This is a genomic window from Serratia ficaria (assembly GCF_900187015.1).
In the GTDB taxonomy this organism is placed as follows: domain Bacteria; phylum Pseudomonadota; class Gammaproteobacteria; order Enterobacterales; family Enterobacteriaceae; genus Serratia; species Serratia ficaria.
The window spans coordinates 2,882,733-2,900,434 of sequence record NZ_LT906479.1 but is presented as its reverse complement, the minus strand read 5'-3'; the positions used below and the strand labels follow the sequence as shown (position 1 = coordinate 2,900,434).

Sequence of the window (17,702 nt, the reverse complement as noted above, 5' to 3'; positions counted from 1 at the left end):
ACATTTCCATTACATTAGCGCGCGTAGACAGCATCACTTATACAGCTATTAATGCGGAGCCATCTGTGGGCCAATCTTTGTTGGATTTTTCCGGCTACATCAAATTCTTTGTCGGCCTGTTTGCGCTGGTGAACCCGGTCGGCATTCTGCCGGTGTTTATCAGCATGACCAGCTATCAGGCGGAGGCGGGGCGTAATAAAACCAACCTGACCGCCAACCTGTCGGTCGCCATCATTCTCTGTACCTCGCTATTTTTGGGGGAAGGGATCCTGCGCATGTTCGGCATCTCTATCGATTCGTTCCGCATCGCCGGCGGCATTCTGGTGGTGACCATCGCCATGTCGATGATCAGCGGCAAGCTCGGCGAAGACAAGCAGAACAAGCAGGAAAAATCAGAGAGCGCGATCCGCGAAAGCATTGGCGTGGTGCCGCTGGCGCTGCCGCTGATGGCCGGGCCGGGCGCCATCAGCTCAACCATCGTCTGGAGCTCGCGCTACCACAGCTGGCAAAATCTGCTGGGCCTCACGCTGGCGATCGCGCTGTTCGCCTTCTGTTGCTGGCTATTGTTCCGCGCGGCGCCGTTGCTGGTGCGTTTGCTTGGGCAAACCGGCATCAACGTCATCACCCGCATCATGGGGTTACTGCTGATGGCATTAGGCATCGAGTTTATTGTCACCGGTATTAAGGCGATATTCCCCGGCCTGCTATGATTTATCGAAAGAGCCGCGAATGCGCCAGGTTCGCAGCTCAAATTAATTTTAAAGTTTAAATAATTCATTGGTTCGCATTATTATAGTGCGCAATATGAATGAATTTTCCGCGCTTGCACTATTATGTTGCATAAATCTCAGGTTGCTGTTCAATAAAAGCTCAAAGGGTTATTTTTGAGCCTTTTCTCTCGCCATTTCAGCGTTTTTCCTCCCGCCGTTGGTTAAACCTGCTGTTAAATTAATCACATCATTCTGTAGGGCTTGTCTCGCTTTCATCCAGGTGTTATTAGTGATTAACAGCCTATAAGCAGGTGTTTGTTCTTTGAACGCCTTCTTTGTTAACTGAATGTTTCTTTGTTTTGCCGCTTGGCAAATATCGTGGCCGACTTTAGATTGATTTGTCTGATTTTTTCATATAAATCAATGTGGTGACTTCTTCCTTCATCCGGCGGACTACGGGGCTGGCGAGCGGGGTTCGGTCAATAAAAGAGAATTGCTTAACATTTTCGTAAAATTTATTGGCTATGGAATTTGGCTTCTGCTAATTTCCGAGCAACTTTCTCGCGGTCAATTAACTGCAATGCGCCATGAAAACGGGAATGATTTTTGCTGGTATCCGTTTATTTAGAATTCTTATAAACACTTCACAAAGATCGATAAGCAATGCTTGTTGGTGAAAAGGAGCCTCGACTATGCAGCAAACCATGAAGCGCACATCTTTGGCCTTGTTGATTGGCGGCGCGCTGTGCGGCGGCCTGATTAATTCCGTTCAGGCGGCCGACGTGCCGGCCGGGGTGCAATTAGCCCGGCAACAGAACATCGTAATCAATAACGGCAGCGAAGTGGCCTCATTGGATCCGCATAAGGTCGAGGGCGTACCGGAAAGCAATGTCATTCTTAACCTGCTGGAAGGGCTGGTCAGCACCGACGCCAACGGGCATCTGGTGCCGGCGGTGGCCGTCAGCTGGGAAAATAAGGATTACCGCAACTGGACCTTCCATCTGCGCCCCGACGCGGTGTGGAGCGACGGTTCGCCGGTGACCGCGCAGGATTTCGTCTACAGTTGGCAGCGCCTGGTCGATCCCAACATCGCCTCGCCTTACGCCAGCTATCTGCAGTACGCCAAAATTGAAAATATCGACGATATCCTGACCGGCAAGAAAAGCCCGCAGACGCTTGGCGTGAAGGCCGTGGATGACGTCACGCTGCAGGTGACGCTGAGCGAGCCGGTGCCTTACTTTGTCAACATGCTGAGCCATACCTCGCTGAAACCGGTGAAACGTTCGGTGGTGGAGAAGTTTGGCGACAAGTGGACGCTGCCGGCCAACTTCGTCGGCAATGGCGCCTACCGCCTGAAAGAGTGGGTGGTGAATGAGCGCCTGGTGCTGGAGCGCAGCCCGAGCTACTGGAACAACAAGAAAACCGTCGTCAACCAGGCGACCTTCCTGCCGATAGCGTCCGAGGTCAGCGACGTCAACCGCTTCCGCAGCGGTGAAATCGACATCACCAACAGCGCCATTCCGCCGAATCTGTACGCCAAGATGAAGCGCGAAATTCCCGAGCAGCTGCACGTCAACCCGTACCTGTGCACCTTCTATTACGAGATCAACAACCGGAAAGCGCCTTTTACCGACGCGCGGGTGCGCGAGGCGGTGAAGTTAACGCTGGACCGCGACATCATCGCCAACAAAATCATGGGGCAGGGACAGATCCCGGCCTACAGCTTTACGCCGACCTTTACCGAGGGCGCCACATTCACCCAGCCTGAATGGGCCGGCTGGAGCCAGGAGCAGCGCAACGCCGCCGCCAAAAAATTGCTGGCCGAGGCCGGCTACAGCGACGCCAAACCGCTGAAATTCTCGTTGCTGTACAACACCTCCGATCAGAACAAACAGCAGGCGATAGCCGCCGCGTCTATGTGGAAGAAGAACCTTGGCGCCGACGTCACGCTGCGCAATCAGGAGTGGAAAACGTCGCTGGAAAGCCGCCATCAGGGCCAGTACGACGTCGCGCGCGCCACCTGGTGCGGCGATTACAACGAACCCAGCGCCTTCCTGAACCTGGTGCTCTCCAACAGTAGCATCAACACTATCTTCTACAACAGCCCGGCGTTCGACGCCATCATGGCCGCCACGCTCAAGGCGCCGGATGAGGCCGCGCGCGCCGCGCTTTACCAGCAGGCCGAGGCCCGGCTGGACAAGGATTCGGCGCTGATCCCGGTGTATTACCGCATCAGCGCCCGTCTGATAAAACCGAGGGTAGGCGGCTTCACCGGCAAAGATCCGCTGGACTACACCGACGTAAAAAATCTGTACATCATCAAGCAGTAAAGGGGTATTGCCTCACACAACGACGGTGGGTAATACAGGGAAGGCCGGTTGCCGCATTCGTTCCGCAGCGCTGGCATCACGAGGTCCGCTCACGGGCAACGCAGGCTCCACGACGAGCCTGTGATAATAAAAACTGGAGTATAACCATGACCAACATCACGAAGAAAAACCTCCTCGCCGCCGGCATTATTGCCGCGCTCGGCATCACGGCAACCGGCAGTGCCTGGGCGGCCGACGTGCCGGCGGGCGTGCAACTGGCAGAAAAACAGGTGCTGGTGCGCAACAACGGCGCGGAAGTGCAGTCGCTGGATCCGCACAAGATTGAAGGGGTGCCCGAGTCCAACGTATCCCGCGATTTGCTGGAAGGTCTGACCATCAACGATCAAAATGGCGCCATCATTCCGGGCGTAGCGGAAAGCTGGGATAATAAAGACTTTAAAGTGTGGACCTTCCACCTGCGTAAAAACGCCAAGTGGTCGAACGGCGAGCCGGTGACGGCGCAAGATTTCGTCTACAGCTGGCAGCGTTTGGCCGACCCGAAAACGGCATCCCCTTACGCCAGCTACGTACAGTACGCGCACATCACCAATATCGATGACATCATCGTCGGCAAACAACAGCCGACCGCCCTCGGGGTGAAAGCGATCGACGACCACACCTTCGAAGTGACCCTGAGCGAGCCGGTGCCTTATCTGCCCAAGCTGTTGGCGCACCCGTCTATGTCGCCGGTGAATAAGGCCGCGGTCGAAAAATTTGGCGAGAAGTGGACCCAGCCGCAAAACTTCGTGGCCAACGGCGCTTACAAATTGAAAAACTGGACGGTCAACGAACGCATCGTCCTGGAGCGTAACCCTGAGTACTGGGATAACGCCAAGACCGTGATCACTCAGGTGACCTACCTGCCTATTTCTTCGGAAGTGACCGATGTCAACCGTTACCGCACCGGCGAAATCGACATGACCTATAACAACATGCCGATCGAGCTGTTCCAGAAGCTGAAGAAAGAGATCCCGACGGAAGTTCACGTCGACCCGTACCTGTGCACCTACTACTACGAGATCAATAACCAGAAAGCGCCGCTGACCGACGTGCGCGTGCGCACCGCGCTGAAGCTGGGCATGGATCGCGACATCATCGTCAACAAAGTGAAAAACCAGGGTGACCTGCCGGCCTACGGTTACACCCCGCCATATACCGACGGCGCCAAGCTGACGCCGCCGGAGTGGTTTGGCTGGACCCAGGAGAAACGCAACGAAGAAGCGAAAAAACTGTTGGCCGAAGCCGGCTACGGCCCGGGCAAAGCGCTGACGCTGAACCTGCTGTACAACACCTCCGATCTGCACAAGAAGCTGGCGATCGCCGCCGCCTCTATCTGGAAGAAAAACCTGGGCATTAACGTGAAATTGGTCAACCAGGAGTGGAAAACCTTCCTGGACACCCGCCATCAGGGCAACTTCGATATTGCGCGCGCCGGCTGGTGTGCAGACTATAACGAACCTTCCTCCTTCCTGAACACCATGCTGTCGGACAGCAGCAACAACACCGCACATTACAAGAGCGCGGAATTCGACAAGCTGATCGGCGATACGCTGAAAGCCACCTCGGACGAAGATCGCGCTGCGCTGTACCAAAAAGCCGAAGTGCAGCTGGATAAGGATTCAGCCATTGTTCCGGTTTATTACTATGTGAACGCCCGTCTGGTAAAACCTTACGTTGGCGGTTATACCGGTAAAGACCCGCTGGATAATATCCACGTCAAAGATCTTTATATTATCAAACATTGATTCTAATGCCGGGGCGCTGCGGCGCCTCGTCACCGATCGACTGATAATGATAAAGCTGAAGTAAAGGCTAGAAATCTGCCGCCGATGCGCATGGCGACGGCCGGCAGATTCATGGAACAGGTACGGGCAATGTTAAAATTTATTCTACGCCGCTGTCTGGAAGCGATTCCGACGCTGTTTATTTTGATCACCATTTCATTCTTTATGATGCGCCTGGCGCCGGGAAGTCCTTTTACCGGTGAACGCGCATTGCCGCCTGAAGTGATGGCCAACATCGAGGCGAAATATCACCTCAACGATCCTATCTACAAACAATACTTCAATTATTTAGGCCAGCTCGCCCAAGGCGATTTTGGCCCGTCATTCAAATACAAGGACTATTCGGTCAACGATCTGGTGGCCTCCTCCTTCCCGGTGTCCGCCAAACTCGGCCTGGCCGCGTTCCTGCTGGCGGTGGTGCTGGGCGTCAGCGCCGGCGTGATTGCCGCGCTGAATCAAAATACCAAATGGGACTATACGGTGATGGGGTTCGCCATGACCGGGGTGGTGATCCCCAGCTTCGTGGTGGCGCCGCTGCTGGTGCTGATCTTCGCCATTACGCTGAAATGGCTGCCGGGCGGCGGCTGGAACGGCGGGGCGCCGAAGTTCATCATTTTGCCGATGGTGGCGCTGTCGTTGGCCTATATCGCCAGCATCGCCCGCATTACCCGCGGTTCGATGATCGAGGTGCTGCACTCCAACTTTATCCGCACCGCGCGCGCCAAAGGCCTGCCGATGCGTCGCATCATCTTCCGCCACGCGCTGAAGCCGGCGCTGTTGCCGGTGTTGTCCTATATGGGCCCGGCGTTTGTCGGCATCATCACCGGTTCGATGGTGATCGAAACCATTTACGGCCTGCCGGGCATCGGCCAGCTGTTCGTGAACGGCGCGCTGAACCGCGACTATTCCCTGGTGCTGAGCCTGACCATTCTGGTCGGCGGCCTGACCATCTTGTTTAACGCGATCGTCGACGTGCTGTACGCCGTTATCGATCCGAAAATTCGTTATTAATCTGGAGCACGCGAATGATGTTGACCAAAAAGAACAGCGAAGCTCTGGAACACTTCAGCGAAAAGCTGGAAGTGGAAGGGCGCAGCCTGTGGCAGGATGCGCGCCGGCGCTTTGTGCACAACCGCGCGGCGGTCAGCAGCCTGTTTGTGCTGGCGTTGATCACCCTGTTCGTGATTGTGGCGCCCTGGCTGTCGCAGTTCGCCTATGACGATACCGACTGGGCGATGATGTCGGCCGCGCCGAGCCTCGAATCCGCGCACTACTTCGGCACCGATTCCTCCGGCCGCGACCTGCTGGTGCGCGTGGCCATCGGCGGGCGCATCTCGCTGATGGTCGGCGTGGCGGCGGCGCTGGTGGCGGTGATCGTCGGCACCCTGTACGGCGCAATGTCCGGCTATCTGGGCGGCAAGACCGATTCGGTGATGATGCGTTTGCTGGAGATCCTCAACTCCTTCCCGTTCATGTTCTTCGTGATCCTGCTGGTGACCTTCTTCGGCCAAAACATCCTGCTGATCTTTGTGGCGATAGGCATGGTGTCGTGGCTGGACATGGCGCGTATCGTGCGCGGGCAAACGCTGAGCCTGAAACGCAAGGAGTTCATCGAAGCGGCGCTGGTGTGCGGGGTTTCTACGCGCAACATCGTGCTGCGGCATATCGTGCCGAACGTGCTGGGCGTGGTGGTGGTCTACGCCTCGCTGCTGGTGCCGAGCATGATCCTGTTCGAGTCCTTCCTCAGCTTCCTGGGGCTGGGTACGCAAGAGCCGTTAAGCAGCTGGGGCGCATTGCTCAGCGACGGCGCCAACTCGATGGAAGTTTCACCGTGGTTGCTGCTGTTCCCGGCGGGTTTCCTGGTTGTCACTCTGTTCTGTTTCAACTTTATCGGCGATGGCCTGCGCGACGCCCTCGACCCGAAAGATCGTTAAGGAGTGCAATCATGAGCACCATTGAAAATCCGCAGTTGCAAAGCAGCGTCGGCGCCAAATCTTCGCTGTTGTTGGATGTAAAAGACCTGCGCGTGACCTTCGGCACCCCGGACGGCGACGTCACGGCGGTGAACGATCTGAACTTCGACCTGCGCGCCGGCGAAACGCTGGGCATCGTCGGCGAATCCGGCTCCGGCAAATCCCAGACCGCCTTCGCGCTGATGGGGCTGCTGGCCAGCAACGGCCGCATCGGCGGTTCGGCCAGGTTTAACGGCCGCGAGATCCTCAACCTGCCGGAAAACCAGCTCAACAAGCTGCGGGCGGAAGAGATCTCGATGATTTTCCAGGATCCGATGACCTCGCTCAATCCCTATATGCGCGTCGGCGAGCAGCTGATGGAAGTGCTGATGCTGCATAAAAAGATGAGCAAGAGCGAAGCCTTTGAAGAGTCGGTGCGCATGCTCGATGCGGTAAAAATGCCGGAGGCGCGCAAGCGCATGCGCATGTACCCGCACGAGTTCTCCGGCGGCATGCGCCAGCGCGTGATGATCGCCATGGCGCTGCTGTGCCGGCCCAAGCTGTTGATCGCCGACGAACCGACCACCGCGCTGGACGTGACCGTACAGGCGCAGATCATGACGCTGTTGAATGAGCTGAAGCGCGAGTTCAACACCGCCATTATCATGATCACCCACGATCTGGGGGTGGTCGCCGGCATCTGCAACAAGGTGCTGGTGATGTATGCCGGCCGCACCATGGAGTACGGCAGCGCGCGCGACGTGTTCTATCATCCGAGCCACCCGTACTCGATCGGCCTGCTGAACGCGGTGCCGCGCCTGGACGCCGAAGGCGAGGCGCTGATGACCATCCCCGGCAACCCGCCGAACCTGTTGCGTTTGCCGAAAGGCTGCCCGTTCCAACCGCGTTGCCCGTACGCGATGGAGCAATGCGCGAGCGCTCCGCCGTTGGAGCAGTTTGGTGAAGGGCGCCTGCGCGCCTGCTTTAAACCGGTGGAGGCGTTGGTATGACAGCGGTAACCGACAAGAAAGTGCTGCTCGAAGTGGCCGATCTGAAAGTGCACTTCGACATTCATGATGACAAACAGTGGTTCTGGCAGCCGGCGAAAACCCTGAAGGCGGTCGACGGCGTGACGCTGCGGCTGTTCGAGGGCGAAACGCTGGGCGTGGTCGGCGAGTCCGGCTGCGGCAAGTCGACCTTCGCCCGCGCCATTATCGGCCTGGTGAAGGCCACCAGCGGCCGCGTCGCCTGGTTGGGCAAAGACCTGCTCGGCATGAACGACGCCGACTGGCGCAAGACCCGCAGCGATATCCAGATGATCTTCCAGGATCCGCTGGCCTCGCTGAACCCGCGCATGACCATCGGCGAAATCATCGCCGAACCGCTGCGCACCTACTACCCGAAAATGCCGCGCCAGGAAGTGAAAGACAAGGTGAAGGCGATGATGCTGAAGGTCGGGTTGCTGCCTAACCTGATCAACCGCTACCCGCACGAGTTCTCCGGCGGCCAATGCCAGCGTATCGGCATCGCGCGCGCGCTGATCCTCGAGCCGAAGCTGGTGATCTGCGACGAACCGGTCTCGGCGCTGGACGTATCGATTCAGGCGCAGGTGGTCAACCTGCTGCAGCAGCTGCAGCGCGAGATGGGGCTGTCGCTGATCTTCATCGCCCACGACCTGGCGGTGGTGAAGCACATTTCCGATCGCGTGCTGGTGATGTATCTGGGGCATGCGGTGGAGCTGGGCACCTATGACGAGGTGTACCACAACCCGCAGCATCCTTACACCAAGGCGCTGATGTCGGCGGTGCCGATCCCCGATCCGGACAAGGAAAAGGAAAAGCGGATCCAGTTGCTGGAAGGGGAACTGCCTTCGCCGATCAACCCGCCGTCGGGCTGCGTATTCCGCACCCGCTGCCCGATAGCCGGGCCGGAGTGCGCCAAAACGCGTCCGTTGCTGGAAGGCAGCTTCCGCCATGCGGTATCCTGCCTCAAGGTCGATCCTTTATAGCGTTTAGGGTTTATGCCAACAAAAAGCCCCGCTGATTCAGCGGGGCTTTTTTTATCCGGCGGAGCGGAAACTCACTCTTTCCACAAAATGTGGCACAGCTTGTGGTCTTTCTCGCGGCACAGCAGCACCCGGGCGAACACGTCGTTGATCGGTTCGCCGTCGCTGTCCGCCAGGCCAATCACCACTTCGGCGAAGAAGTCCGGGTTCAGATCGAAATCCACATGTTCCTGCCAGTCTTCGGCCGGGTCGTACAGCTCGGCGCCGCCGCGTTCCTCAAACTGCAGGTTGAACAGCAGAATATCCGCCGGATCCAGATTGTCGCCGGCCAACTCCAGGAAAATGTCGTAGGCCTGTTCCAGCGTTTCGTCTTCGGTAAGGCGGTTATTCAAATCCATAAAAAAATCCTGATAACAAATGATTTGGCGTTATTAAAGCACGCTCGCCGCGGCTTTTACAGCAGCGGGCTGAAAAAGTAGAACAGCCGCTCGAGCAGGCGGTGCCAGTATGGCCGTTTCAGCCACTCCTTGGCGTCCAGCAGCTGCGAACGGGCGATATAGTCTTCCTGCACGCAGGCCAGATCGCTGCCGAAGCCGTCGTCGTCGATCACCAGCGTGATCTCGAAGTTGAGCCACAGGCTGCGCATGTCGAGGTTGACGGTGCCGACCAGGCTGAGCTGGCCGTCGACCAATACGCTCTTGGTATGCAGCAGGCCGCCTTCGAACTGGTAGATGTTGACCCCGGCCTCCAGCAGCTCGGAGAAGAACGCCCGGCTGGCCCAGCGCACCATCATGGAGTCGTTGTCGCGCGGCACGATGATGCTGACCTCTACGCCGCGAAGGGCGGCGGTGCAGATGGCGTGCAGCAGATCGTCGCTCGGCACGAAGTAGGGGGTGGTCATGATCAACTGTTCGCGGGCGGAATAGACCGCGGTCAGCAGCGCCTGGTGGATCATCTCCTCCGGGAAGCCCGGACCGGAGGCGATTACCTGAATGGTATGGCCGCTTTCCTGCTCGAACGGCATGATATTGACGTCCGGCGGCGGCGGCAGAATGCGCTTGCCGGTTTCTATCTCCCAGTCGCAGGCGTAGACGATGCCCATGGTGGTGGCCACCGGGCCTTCCATGCGCGCCATCAGGTCAATCCACTGGCCGACGCCGGCGTCCTGTTTAAAGTAACGCGGGTCGACCATGTTCATGCTGCCGGTGTAGGCGATGTAGTTGTCGATCAGCACCACCTTGCGGTGCTGGCGCAAATCCATGCGGCGCAGGAACACGCGGAACAGATTCACCTTCAGCGCTTCGACCACTTCGATGCCGGCATTGCGCATCATTCCCGGGTAGGGGCTGCGGAAAAACTGCAGGCTGCCGGCGGAATCCAGCATCAGGCGGCAGTGCACGCCGCGCCGTGCGGCGGCCATCAGCGATTCGGCCACCTGATCGACCAGGCCGCCCGGCTGCCAGATATAGAACACCATCTCGATATTGTGGCGGGCCAGCTCGATGTCGCGGATCAGCGCCTTCAGGGTGTCATCGGTGGTGGTGAGCAGCTGGAGCTGGTTGCCCTTGACGCCGTCGATGCCTTGCCGGCGATCGCACAGCTGGAACAGCGGTCTGGCGACCTCGCTGTATTCGGTGGCAAAGATCCTGCGGCTTTCCTTCAGTTCGTTCAGCCAGCGGGCGGTGGAAGGCCACATCGCCTTGGCGCGCTCGGCGCGCCGCTTGCCCAAATGCAGTTCGCCAAAGGATAAATAGGCGACGATGCCGAACAGCGGCAGAATATAGATAACCAGCAGCCAGGCCATGGCCGAAGGCACGGTGCGGCGTTTCATCAGAATGCGCAGCGTCACCCCGGCGATAAGCAGCCAGTAACCGAACACCATGAGCCAACTGATTACAGTATAAAATGTTGTCATAAAGGCGAAAAATCCCGTTCGCAAACCACCAACGAAGAGTGTACGCACAGATTGATAAAGGGGAAACCTTTTATCGGCGCTTATGTTGCATAAATATGATGAAGTTAAGGCACTTGCTGAAAATAAAATGTGGCTTTTCGGACGCTTGCCCGGCAGCGGCCGCAGCGACGGCGACTTGGATCGCCGGCGGAAAGGGCTATAATGCCCGCGGTTGGCATTTGACGGACGAGTGATGAAATTATGAGACGCAGTAGAAACGAAGTGGGCCGCTGGCGGATGTTGCGGCAGAGCCAGCGCCGCAGGCATCGTTGGCTGGAGCGCCAGTCGTGCAGCAACCGGCATATCATCCGGGTGTGCCGCCGGCTGGACGACCAGCACCGGCGCTCGCTGCTGTTCGTGGTTTCCTGCGAATGGTAAAACGAAAACAGTCCCGTCAGGGACTGTTTTATCATGGCGGCAGGAATTATTTGCCCAGGTAGGCGTTGAGCATCCAAACCTGTTTTTCCTGCTCCTTGATGTAGTCGCTCATCAGCGAAGCGGTGCCTTCATCGCCCGCGTCGGCGGCCAGCGCCAGCAGCGCGCGCTGTTGCTGCAGCAGTACCGAATAACCGCCCAGCAAGCCGCCCAGCGTGCCTTTATCGTCGGTCACGTTGGTGTCCTCCTTGATATCGGCGGTTTTCAAATAGTCGCTGTATGCATGCCGCGGCTGTGAACCCAGCGTCAGAATACGCTCCGCCAGCTCATCCACCTTGGTCAGCAGATCGTTATAGGTCTCTTCGAATTTAACGTGCAGCTCAAAGAAATGCGGGCCGCTAATATTCCAGTGGTAGCCGCGCACGTTCATATATAACACCTGGTAATTCGCCAGCAGCGCGTTCAGCGCTTCGGCCAGCTTTGCCGATTGTTTACTGTCGAGGCCGATATGGGTCTTGGTCGCTTTCTTCGCCGTTGCCATAATAATCTTCTCCTGATTATTCGTTCCGAGGGTAGACAGGATAGTTTCCATAACACACACAGTAACCGGATTTATCACAGGGTTAAATGCGATTTAAAGCATCATTGCCATCGCTAAAACCAATGGCGATAAATCCGTGAAGCAAATTGCCCAATCAGTTTACGCAGGATCTGTTAACGGCAAAAGTCGGTTTTGCCGCTTATTTGCGCAATGCCAATTTGACCGCGCCGGCGCCCAGCGCCATTAATGACGCCGCGGCGATCAATACGGCAATAAACGCCTGGTCGAAGGCCTGACGCGCCAATTGGGTCAATTGCTGCGCTCGATCGGCCGCCAGACCGGCGGCCAGCCGCAGCGCTTCGTCGATGCTGTCATAGGCCAGGTTTCCCACCGCCAGATCGGCCGGCAACGCCAGGCTGTGGCTGTAAACCGCCGTCATCAATCCGCCGAGCAGCGTGATGCCCAATACGCCGCCCAGTTCATAGGACACATCCTCAATCGACGCCGCCATGCCGGATTTCTCCTCCGGCGCGCTTAGCATGATGGCGGTAGACGCGGAGGTGATTGCGCCGCCCAGCCCGAACCCGCTGATAAACAGGCAAACCAGCTGCAGCGCCAGGCCGCTTTGGTACAGCGCCGCCAACCCGGCGATGCCGAGCGCGGTCAGCATAAAACCGCCGAGGATGATGCGGCGTTCGCCATAACGCGGCAGCAGCAGGCCGGCCATGGGGGCGGCCAGCGCCGAGGCCAGCGGGATAGGCAAAATGAACAGCGCCGCCTGCAAGGGGCTCAGGCCCAATACCAGCTGCAGGCGTTGGCTCAACACCAGCTCGACGCCGATCAACGCCACCATCGACAGCAACGCCGCCGGCGAACAGCGGGTTGCGGAACAGCGAAAAGTCGATCATCGGGCTGTCGCTGCGCAGTTGGCGGCGCACGAACAGGGTGAGAAACAGCACGCCGATGATGGCGGCCATCGCCAGGGCGCCGAAAGAGGGCGCCGGCTTGCTCAACTCTTTCAGGGCGTAGATAGCGCCCACCAGTCCGGCCATGATTTGCACCGAACCGACAATGTCGTAAGGGCGCGGATTGTCTCCCCCGCAGTGCGGGATCAAGCGCCACGCCAGCGGCAATACCAGCAATACCACCGGCACGTTGATCAGGAATACCGATCCCCACCAGAAATACTCCAGCAGCAGGCCGCCGACCACCGGGCCGATGGCCGCGCCGCCGGACGCGACCGCCGCCCAGATGCCGATCGCCAGCGCGCGTTCGCCATCGTCGGTAAACACGTGGCGAACGATGGACAGGGTCGCCGGCATCATCATCGCCGCGCCCACGGCGAGGAACACCCGCGCGGCGATCAGCCATTCCGCGCTGGGCGAGAAGGCCGCGCACAGCGAAGCGGCGGCGAACACCGGCAGGCCGGAGATAAACAGCCGCTTATGGCCGATGCGATCGCTCAGCATGCCGGCGCCGGGCAACAGGCCGGCGACCACCAGCGGGTAGGCGTTGACGATCCAGAGTTTTTGCGAGGCGCCGGCGTCCAGCGCCTGGGTCAGCCGCGGCAGTGCGGTGTATAACACCGTCATATCGATGACAATCAGAAACAGTGCGCTGGAGATCATTGCCAGGATCAACCAGCGGTTATTGGCGTGCATAATAATATTCCACAAATGTGGGCGACGCGGTGGCGCCGCCATAGCGAGTAACCCACCGGGGTTGCCGGGTGATATACTGGTGCCAATATATATCCATACGTACGTATTGAAAAGAGGGGTTTCTCAATGGGGCGTCAACGCAGCATCGATCGCGACAAGGTTCTGGACGTGGCCGAAGAGATAGTCGCCACCCAGGGCGCCGCCGGCCTGACCATTGATTCCGTCGCCAAGGCGATGGGCATCTCCAAAGGCGGAGTGCAATATTGCTTCGGCAGTAAGGACGCGCTGATCGATGCGATGTTCGATCGCTGGGGCAAGGCTTACGACCGGGTATTCGACGCCATTGCCGGTGAGGATCCTTCGGCCATCACCAGCGTCAGGGCGCATATGCAGGCGACCTGCAGTTCGGATCAGGCCTCCAGCGCCAAGGCGGCGGGGCTGATGGCGACGTTGATCCAGACGCCGGAACACCTGGAAAGCTCGCGCGCATGGTATCGCAGCCGCATCGCCGGGCTGGATCTGCGCAGCGAAGAGGGCAAGCGCGCGCGGCTGGCTTTTCTGGCCACCGAAGGGGCTTTCATGCTGCGTTACTTTGGCTTAATGGATATCGATCAGGCTGAATGGGAAACGATGTTCACCGATATGCAGGCGTTGATTCTGGACCCCAAATAGCCGCCTATCGCAGCGATAGATGGAGCAACGCCGGCGGGCGGGAGTATGCTTGCCGGACAAGATATTCCCTCGAAGAACCCTTTGGCCAGCCGCTCCGTGCTGGCTTTTTTTTGTAAAAAAGCCGCGAAATTTCGCGGCTGTCGGCAAGGTTGGGCGATTAGACCTGTCGCAGATAGACATCGGTAATGCGCAGATCGAAATTGCTCTTCATTTTCGTCGTGTCAACCAACAGGAAAGCATGGGTAGCCCAATCCGGCGCTCGCTCAAATGACGGCGGCTGGGTGGCGTAACCTTGCATTTGCCCTGGAATAACTTCGGTTTTCAGCTGGGATTCGCTGCCGCTGAAATTATAGGTATACGAATGGCCGGTTTGCTGCATCAGGATTTTCGGTTCGACATCCTGTTGCGCGCCAAACTCGCTCAATTTTGCCCAAACGATTTTGACCTGACAGCTTTGCCCCTCTCCGGCATAGGTATTGGCGCGAATATGATGAATGACGCTGCCGTAACCTTTCAACTTGATGGTTCCCAGAACGGCCTGGAACACGCCGCTTCCTGCGGCAAGGTTGCGCCCCAGGGAAACGAAGCCGGTTTGCCGAATGATGCTGAAGTTGGTGCTGTTTTCGGTACCCCAACCATAGCGGGACTTGCGCACGGTGTTGACGCCGCCCGGCGGCAGTACCCACACTTCCTCGGTCCATTTTTCATTGCCGGCGCCGCTGGTATAGGTCGAACTGTCGAGCCAGTTGTCCTGCACCGCCGCATCGGTACGTACCTGCGTCAGCAGATACGGCCAGGCGATGGGCAGATGCGTATCGTGCAACGATACCGAGCCGGTGCCGTCGAACCAGCCGCTGACGTTGGCATCGCCGCCTTGTTGCATTTGGCCGATATTGACCTTTTCAAACACCACTCGCGCCAGGTTGCCGACATAAAAAGGGTTGCTGGTGGTCGGGTAGGTGGATGGACTGCCGCCGGCTTTGAAGGTGAACAGGCCGCCGATAACGTTAACTTTGCAACTTTTATCGTCGGGGACGTTCATGATGTAATTCTGCGGCCCGTAGCCCTCGACATGGCAATCGCGGAAAATATGCTGCCCGCCCTCGATGTGCATGTATTTTCCCACGTGACTGGTTGAGGTTTGTTCGCCATTTTTCCCGTAGATATAGTCGAAGGAGCAATTGAAGAAATAGCTGTAGCCGCCCTGCAGTTTTACGCCGCAGTTGCTTTGCGCGAACACACAGCTGTGGAAGTTCATTTCTTCGCCGGAGTCTGTGGCGTTGTTCGGGAAGTAGTAGCAGATGTCACAGTGGTTAAAGGTAAAGCCGTACATGCGCAGGAAGTAGAAATGGCTGGTTCCCGTCAGGCCGTAAGCAAAGCCTTCGACAGCGCCGCCCTGGAAAGTCAGCGAGTTGCGCGCATAGCTCTCCGACAGCGACGTGGAGAAGGTCATGCCATCGACGAATGAGTCTGCGCCGGGGCCAATCATGCGCAGATTGCGGGCGCTGAGATTGCCCTGGGTATAACCGGCGCCGTTTTGCCATGCGATGGCGGCCATGCGTTTCGCCTCGGTGCCGTGCGCGAGGGCCGAAAAGTCCAGCAGGGCGCCGGAGAAATCGTAATCGACCGTTTTTACATTGAGATTCAGCGTCGCCAGGCATTTGAAACGGCCATTGCCAAATACCAGGTTGCCGTTTTTCAGTATGCGCGAACCGCTGAGGGACGCCAGCGAACTGGCGTAGTCATGAGCCTGTTGAATGGCGGCGGTGTCATCATTGATGCCGTCACCCTTTGCGCCATACACATAAGGGGACAGCGTGCCGGCAACGTCGAGTGTACGCACCCAGACCCATGAGGCGTTGGGGCGAATAAACATGCCGCCGTCGTCAGCGGGGGTCGATTGCGCCTTGGCGACGAAGGTGCCGCCGCCGGTGGGTTGGCGGTTGTTGGCGCTCCAGTCGTCATAATAAGCCGCAACGGCGATCTGTTCACCGGCGGCAGTCGGTATGCGGCTTCTCAGCGTGGCGATGTCAGGGCAAGTATCCATATTTTTTATCCTCAAAGAATACTGTAATTATATACAGCAATTTGAGTCTATGCCTTGATGCGCCGGGTATCAAAGGAAGGCCGTTGTGCTATTCGTCAGTGAACGCGCCGCGCTCCGGCAGGCCAAACAGCCGGGCCGCATTGCCATCCAGAATGGCGGCGATCTGCGGCTCCGGCAGGCCGGAGCGCCGGATATACTCCACCGTGGTTTGGAACAAATCCCCTGGCTGGAACGGGAAATCGGTGCCGAACAGCAGCCGTTCGGCGCCGAACGAGTCTACCGCGGCGCGCAAGGCGGGAGGGTGATCATGGCCGACGGTGTCGTACCACAGGCGCTGTGCGGCGAGGCTCGGCCGTTCGGGGGTATTCGGCGCTTCCCAGGCCAGGGTTTGATCGATCCGTTCCAGCGCCATCGGCAACAGGCCGCCTAAATGCGGCACGATGATTTTCATCCGCGGGAAACGTTTAGGGATGCCGTTAACGATGAGGTGCATCGCCGCCACGGTATCCTCGACCGGAGCGCCGATCGCCCAGGTCAGCTGATAGTCGGCAATCAATGGAGACAGCGCGCCGCGGCCTGCCGGATGAAGGGCCAGCACGCTGCTGCGGCGATCGAGCTCCTGATAAAGCGGGTCGAACAGCGGGTTGGCGATGGAGAGGCCCAGCACCGAAGTGGTGATGCAGGCGCCCAGCATGCCCAGTTCGGAGAGCGCACGCTCCAGCTCGCGCAGAGAGGCGTCGATATGCGGCAGCGGCAGGGAGGCGATTGCGCGAAATCGGCGCGGATATTGCTGCACCACGGCGGCGTATTCGTCATTTATCCGCCGCGCCGCGTCGACGGCGGTTTTTTCATCTTCGAAGTGCGGGGAGAGCGGCGTCGCCGACAGAATTTGCATGTCGATATCGGCGGCGTCCAGCAGGGCGAAACGCGCGGCGAGTTCGCGCGCGGTGCTGCCCGCGCCCAACTGTCGATACTCGGCAACCTCCCGTACGCCTAGCGACTGCAAAAGGTCCAGATACTCCGCGCTCCACAGGTGGGCATGTACGTCCAGTCGCATCGGTCTTCTCCCGGTTGTCGAAAATCGCTCTTTGACAGTATAGGCGCGGCGGGTTTCACTCACCGCGGCCGGGCATTTTTTGGACCGGATGGATGGGGGAAAAGCACGTTCTGGACAGGGAACGCGCTTGGTTAATGCGCAGGAGTGGGGTCAGAACACCTGTTTGAACGGCTTGACCGTCACTTCGGCATAGACGCCGGCGGCGACGTAAGGATCCTGCTCGGCCCAGGCCTGGGCGTCGGCCAGCGAGGCGAATTCGGCAATCACCGTCGAACCGGTAAAGCCGGCGGCGCCCGGGTCGTTGCTGTCGATGGCCGGGTTCGGCCCCGCCAGCACCAGACGGCCGGCGTCGCGCAGCGCCTGCAGGCGCGCCAGGTGAGCCGGGCGCACCGACAGGCGATTTTCCAGCGAGTGGGGAACGTCTTGCGCGTAGATCAGATAAAGCATGTTTCACCTTTAAAATCATTGCTATAAAACGGTAAATCCAAGGTAACGCAAAAGGCGGGACAAGGGAACGGCGCCCGACGGATTTTCATTGCGGTTGGCGCTTATGCCTTGAAGCAGCTAGTTTTTAT

General features: G+C 58.4%; 15 protein-coding genes and 1 pseudogene. 9 read left to right on the top strand and 7 right to left on the bottom strand.

All coding sequences use genetic code 11. The features are described 5' to 3' along the window. The first annotated feature begins 65 nt into the window (after window positions 1-65). The 7 genes from CKW09_RS13710 to oppF all read left to right on the top strand — a co-directional run bounded on the left by CKW09_RS13710 (window position 66) and on the right by oppF (window position 8,823). Window positions 66-710 carry a YchE family NAAT transporter gene (locus CKW09_RS13710; protein ID WP_061794487.1) on the top strand — a complete coding sequence of 215 codons (645 nt, stop codon included), beginning with the start codon at window positions 66-68 and terminating at the stop codon, window positions 708-710. A gap of 692 nt (window positions 711-1,402) precedes the next feature. Next, window positions 1,403-3,040 carry an ABC transporter substrate-binding protein gene (locus CKW09_RS13705; protein ID WP_095097818.1) on the top strand — a complete coding sequence of 546 codons (1,638 nt, stop codon included), beginning with the start codon at window positions 1,403-1,405 and terminating at the stop codon, window positions 3,038-3,040. Between the two features lie 146 nt (window positions 3,041-3,186). Beyond that, window positions 3,187-4,824: an oligopeptide ABC transporter substrate-binding protein OppA gene (oppA, locus tag CKW09_RS13700; RefSeq protein ID WP_095097815.1), complete on the top strand. Its 1,638-nt coding sequence runs from the start codon at window positions 3,187-3,189 to the stop codon at window positions 4,822-4,824. Window positions 4,825-4,953: 129 nt separating this feature from the next. Further along, complete coding sequence (gene oppB, locus CKW09_RS13695; protein WP_095097812.1) at window positions 4,954-5,874, top strand: oligopeptide ABC transporter permease OppB; 921 nt, start codon at window positions 4,954-4,956, stop codon at window positions 5,872-5,874. A 14-nt stretch (window positions 5,875-5,888) separates the two neighbouring features. After that, window positions 5,889-6,797: an oligopeptide ABC transporter permease OppC gene (oppC, locus tag CKW09_RS13690; protein WP_006321181.1), complete on the top strand. Its 909-nt coding sequence runs from the start codon at window positions 5,889-5,891 to the stop codon at window positions 6,795-6,797. Window positions 6,798-6,808: 11 nt separating this feature from the next. Beyond that, entirely contained in the window at window positions 6,809-7,825 is a 1,017-nt protein-coding gene (gene oppD, locus CKW09_RS13685) for an ABC transporter ATP-binding protein (protein WP_061794483.1), read from the top strand. Beyond that, window positions 7,822-8,823: a murein tripeptide/oligopeptide ABC transporter ATP binding protein OppF gene (oppF, locus tag CKW09_RS13680; RefSeq protein ID WP_061794482.1), complete on the top strand. Its 1,002-nt coding sequence runs from the start codon at window positions 7,822-7,824 to the stop codon at window positions 8,821-8,823. Before oppD ends, oppF begins: the two co-directional genes overlap by 4 nt. Before the next feature lie 71 nt (window positions 8,824-8,894). Here oppF and CKW09_RS13675 read toward each other — a convergent pair whose 3' ends face one another. Next, window positions 8,895-9,218 (bottom strand): HI1450 family dsDNA-mimic protein, encoded by a 324-nt coding sequence (locus tag CKW09_RS13675; RefSeq protein WP_061794481.1) that lies wholly within the window; start codon window positions 9,216-9,218, stop codon window positions 8,895-8,897. A gap of 56 nt (window positions 9,219-9,274) precedes the next feature. After that, a complete protein-coding gene (cls, locus tag CKW09_RS13670; protein ID WP_061794480.1) occupies window positions 9,275-10,735 on the bottom strand; it encodes a cardiolipin synthase in 1,461 nt (486 codons plus the stop codon). A 240-nt stretch (window positions 10,736-10,975) separates the two neighbouring features. On the opposite strand from cls, the gene CKW09_RS13665 reads away from it, so the two are divergent. Then, entirely contained in the window at window positions 10,976-11,152 is a 177-nt protein-coding gene (locus CKW09_RS13665) for a YciY family protein (RefSeq protein ID WP_095097809.1), read from the top strand. Between the two features lie 46 nt (window positions 11,153-11,198). Here CKW09_RS13665 and CKW09_RS13660 read toward each other — a convergent pair whose 3' ends face one another. Beyond that, the gene (locus CKW09_RS13660) at window positions 11,199-11,690 is read right to left on the bottom strand and encodes a Dps family protein (RefSeq protein ID WP_061794478.1); all 492 of its coding nucleotides are present in this window, start codon (window positions 11,688-11,690) and stop codon (window positions 11,199-11,201) included. A gap of 199 nt (window positions 11,691-11,889) precedes the next feature. Further along, a pseudogene (locus CKW09_RS13655) lies at window positions 11,890-13,351 on the bottom strand (MFS transporter). Window positions 13,352-13,477: 126 nt separating this feature from the next. Here CKW09_RS13655 and CKW09_RS13650 point away from each other — a divergent pair. Beyond that, a complete protein-coding gene (locus CKW09_RS13650; RefSeq protein WP_061794476.1) occupies window positions 13,478-14,023 on the top strand; it encodes a TetR/AcrR family transcriptional regulator in 546 nt (181 codons plus the stop codon). A 157-nt stretch (window positions 14,024-14,180) separates the two neighbouring features. Here CKW09_RS13650 and CKW09_RS13645 read toward each other — a convergent pair whose 3' ends face one another. The 3 genes from CKW09_RS13645 to CKW09_RS13635 form a co-directional block, all read right to left on the bottom strand. After that, entirely contained in the window at window positions 14,181-16,070 is a 1,890-nt protein-coding gene (locus CKW09_RS13645; RefSeq protein WP_095097806.1) for a hypothetical protein, read from the bottom strand. An 88-nt stretch (window positions 16,071-16,158) separates the two neighbouring features. Further along, window positions 16,159-17,127, bottom strand: a complete 969-nt coding sequence (locus CKW09_RS13640) for an amidohydrolase family protein (RefSeq protein WP_095097803.1) — start codon at window positions 17,125-17,127, stop codon at window positions 16,159-16,161. 150 nt (window positions 17,128-17,277) lie between these two features. Next, entirely contained in the window at window positions 17,278-17,574 is a 297-nt protein-coding gene (locus CKW09_RS13635) for a YciI family protein (RefSeq protein ID WP_061794473.1), read from the bottom strand. Between the last annotated feature and the right edge of the window lie 128 nt (window positions 17,575-17,702).

Excerpts from the sequence above, each read along its gene's own strand:
- cls (WP_061794480.1), bottom strand. The coding sequence starts at position 10,735 with ATGACAACATTTTATACTGTAATCAGTTGGCTCATGGTGTTCGGTTAC.
- CKW09_RS13645 (WP_095097806.1), bottom strand. The coding sequence starts at position 16,070 with ATGGATACTTGCCCTGACATCGCCACGCTGAGAAGCCGCATACCGACT.
- oppB (WP_095097812.1), top strand. The coding sequence starts at position 4,954 with ATGTTAAAATTTATTCTACGCCGCTGTCTGGAAGCGATTCCGACGCTG.
- CKW09_RS13660 (WP_061794478.1), bottom strand. The coding sequence starts at position 11,690 with ATGGCAACGGCGAAGAAAGCGACCAAGACCCATATCGGCCTCGACAGT.
- CKW09_RS13640 (WP_095097803.1), bottom strand. The coding sequence starts at position 17,127 with ATGCGACTGGACGTACATGCCCACCTGTGGAGCGCGGAGTATCTGGAC.
- CKW09_RS13675 (WP_061794481.1), bottom strand. The coding sequence starts at position 9,218 with ATGGATTTGAATAACCGCCTTACCGAAGACGAAACGCTGGAACAGGCC.
- CKW09_RS13635 (WP_061794473.1), bottom strand. The coding sequence starts at position 17,574 with ATGCTTTATCTGATCTACGCGCAAGACGTTCCCCACTCGCTGGAAAAT.
- CKW09_RS13665 (WP_095097809.1), top strand. The coding sequence starts at position 10,976 with ATGAGACGCAGTAGAAACGAAGTGGGCCGCTGGCGGATGTTGCGGCAG.
- oppA (WP_095097815.1), top strand. The coding sequence starts at position 3,187 with ATGACCAACATCACGAAGAAAAACCTCCTCGCCGCCGGCATTATTGCC.
- oppC (WP_006321181.1), top strand. The coding sequence starts at position 5,889 with ATGATGTTGACCAAAAAGAACAGCGAAGCTCTGGAACACTTCAGCGAA.
- CKW09_RS13650 (WP_061794476.1), top strand. The coding sequence starts at position 13,478 with ATGGGGCGTCAACGCAGCATCGATCGCGACAAGGTTCTGGACGTGGCC.
- CKW09_RS13705 (WP_095097818.1), top strand. The coding sequence starts at position 1,403 with ATGCAGCAAACCATGAAGCGCACATCTTTGGCCTTGTTGATTGGCGGC.
- oppF (WP_061794482.1), top strand. The coding sequence starts at position 7,822 with ATGACAGCGGTAACCGACAAGAAAGTGCTGCTCGAAGTGGCCGATCTG.
- oppD (WP_061794483.1), top strand. The coding sequence starts at position 6,809 with ATGAGCACCATTGAAAATCCGCAGTTGCAAAGCAGCGTCGGCGCCAAA.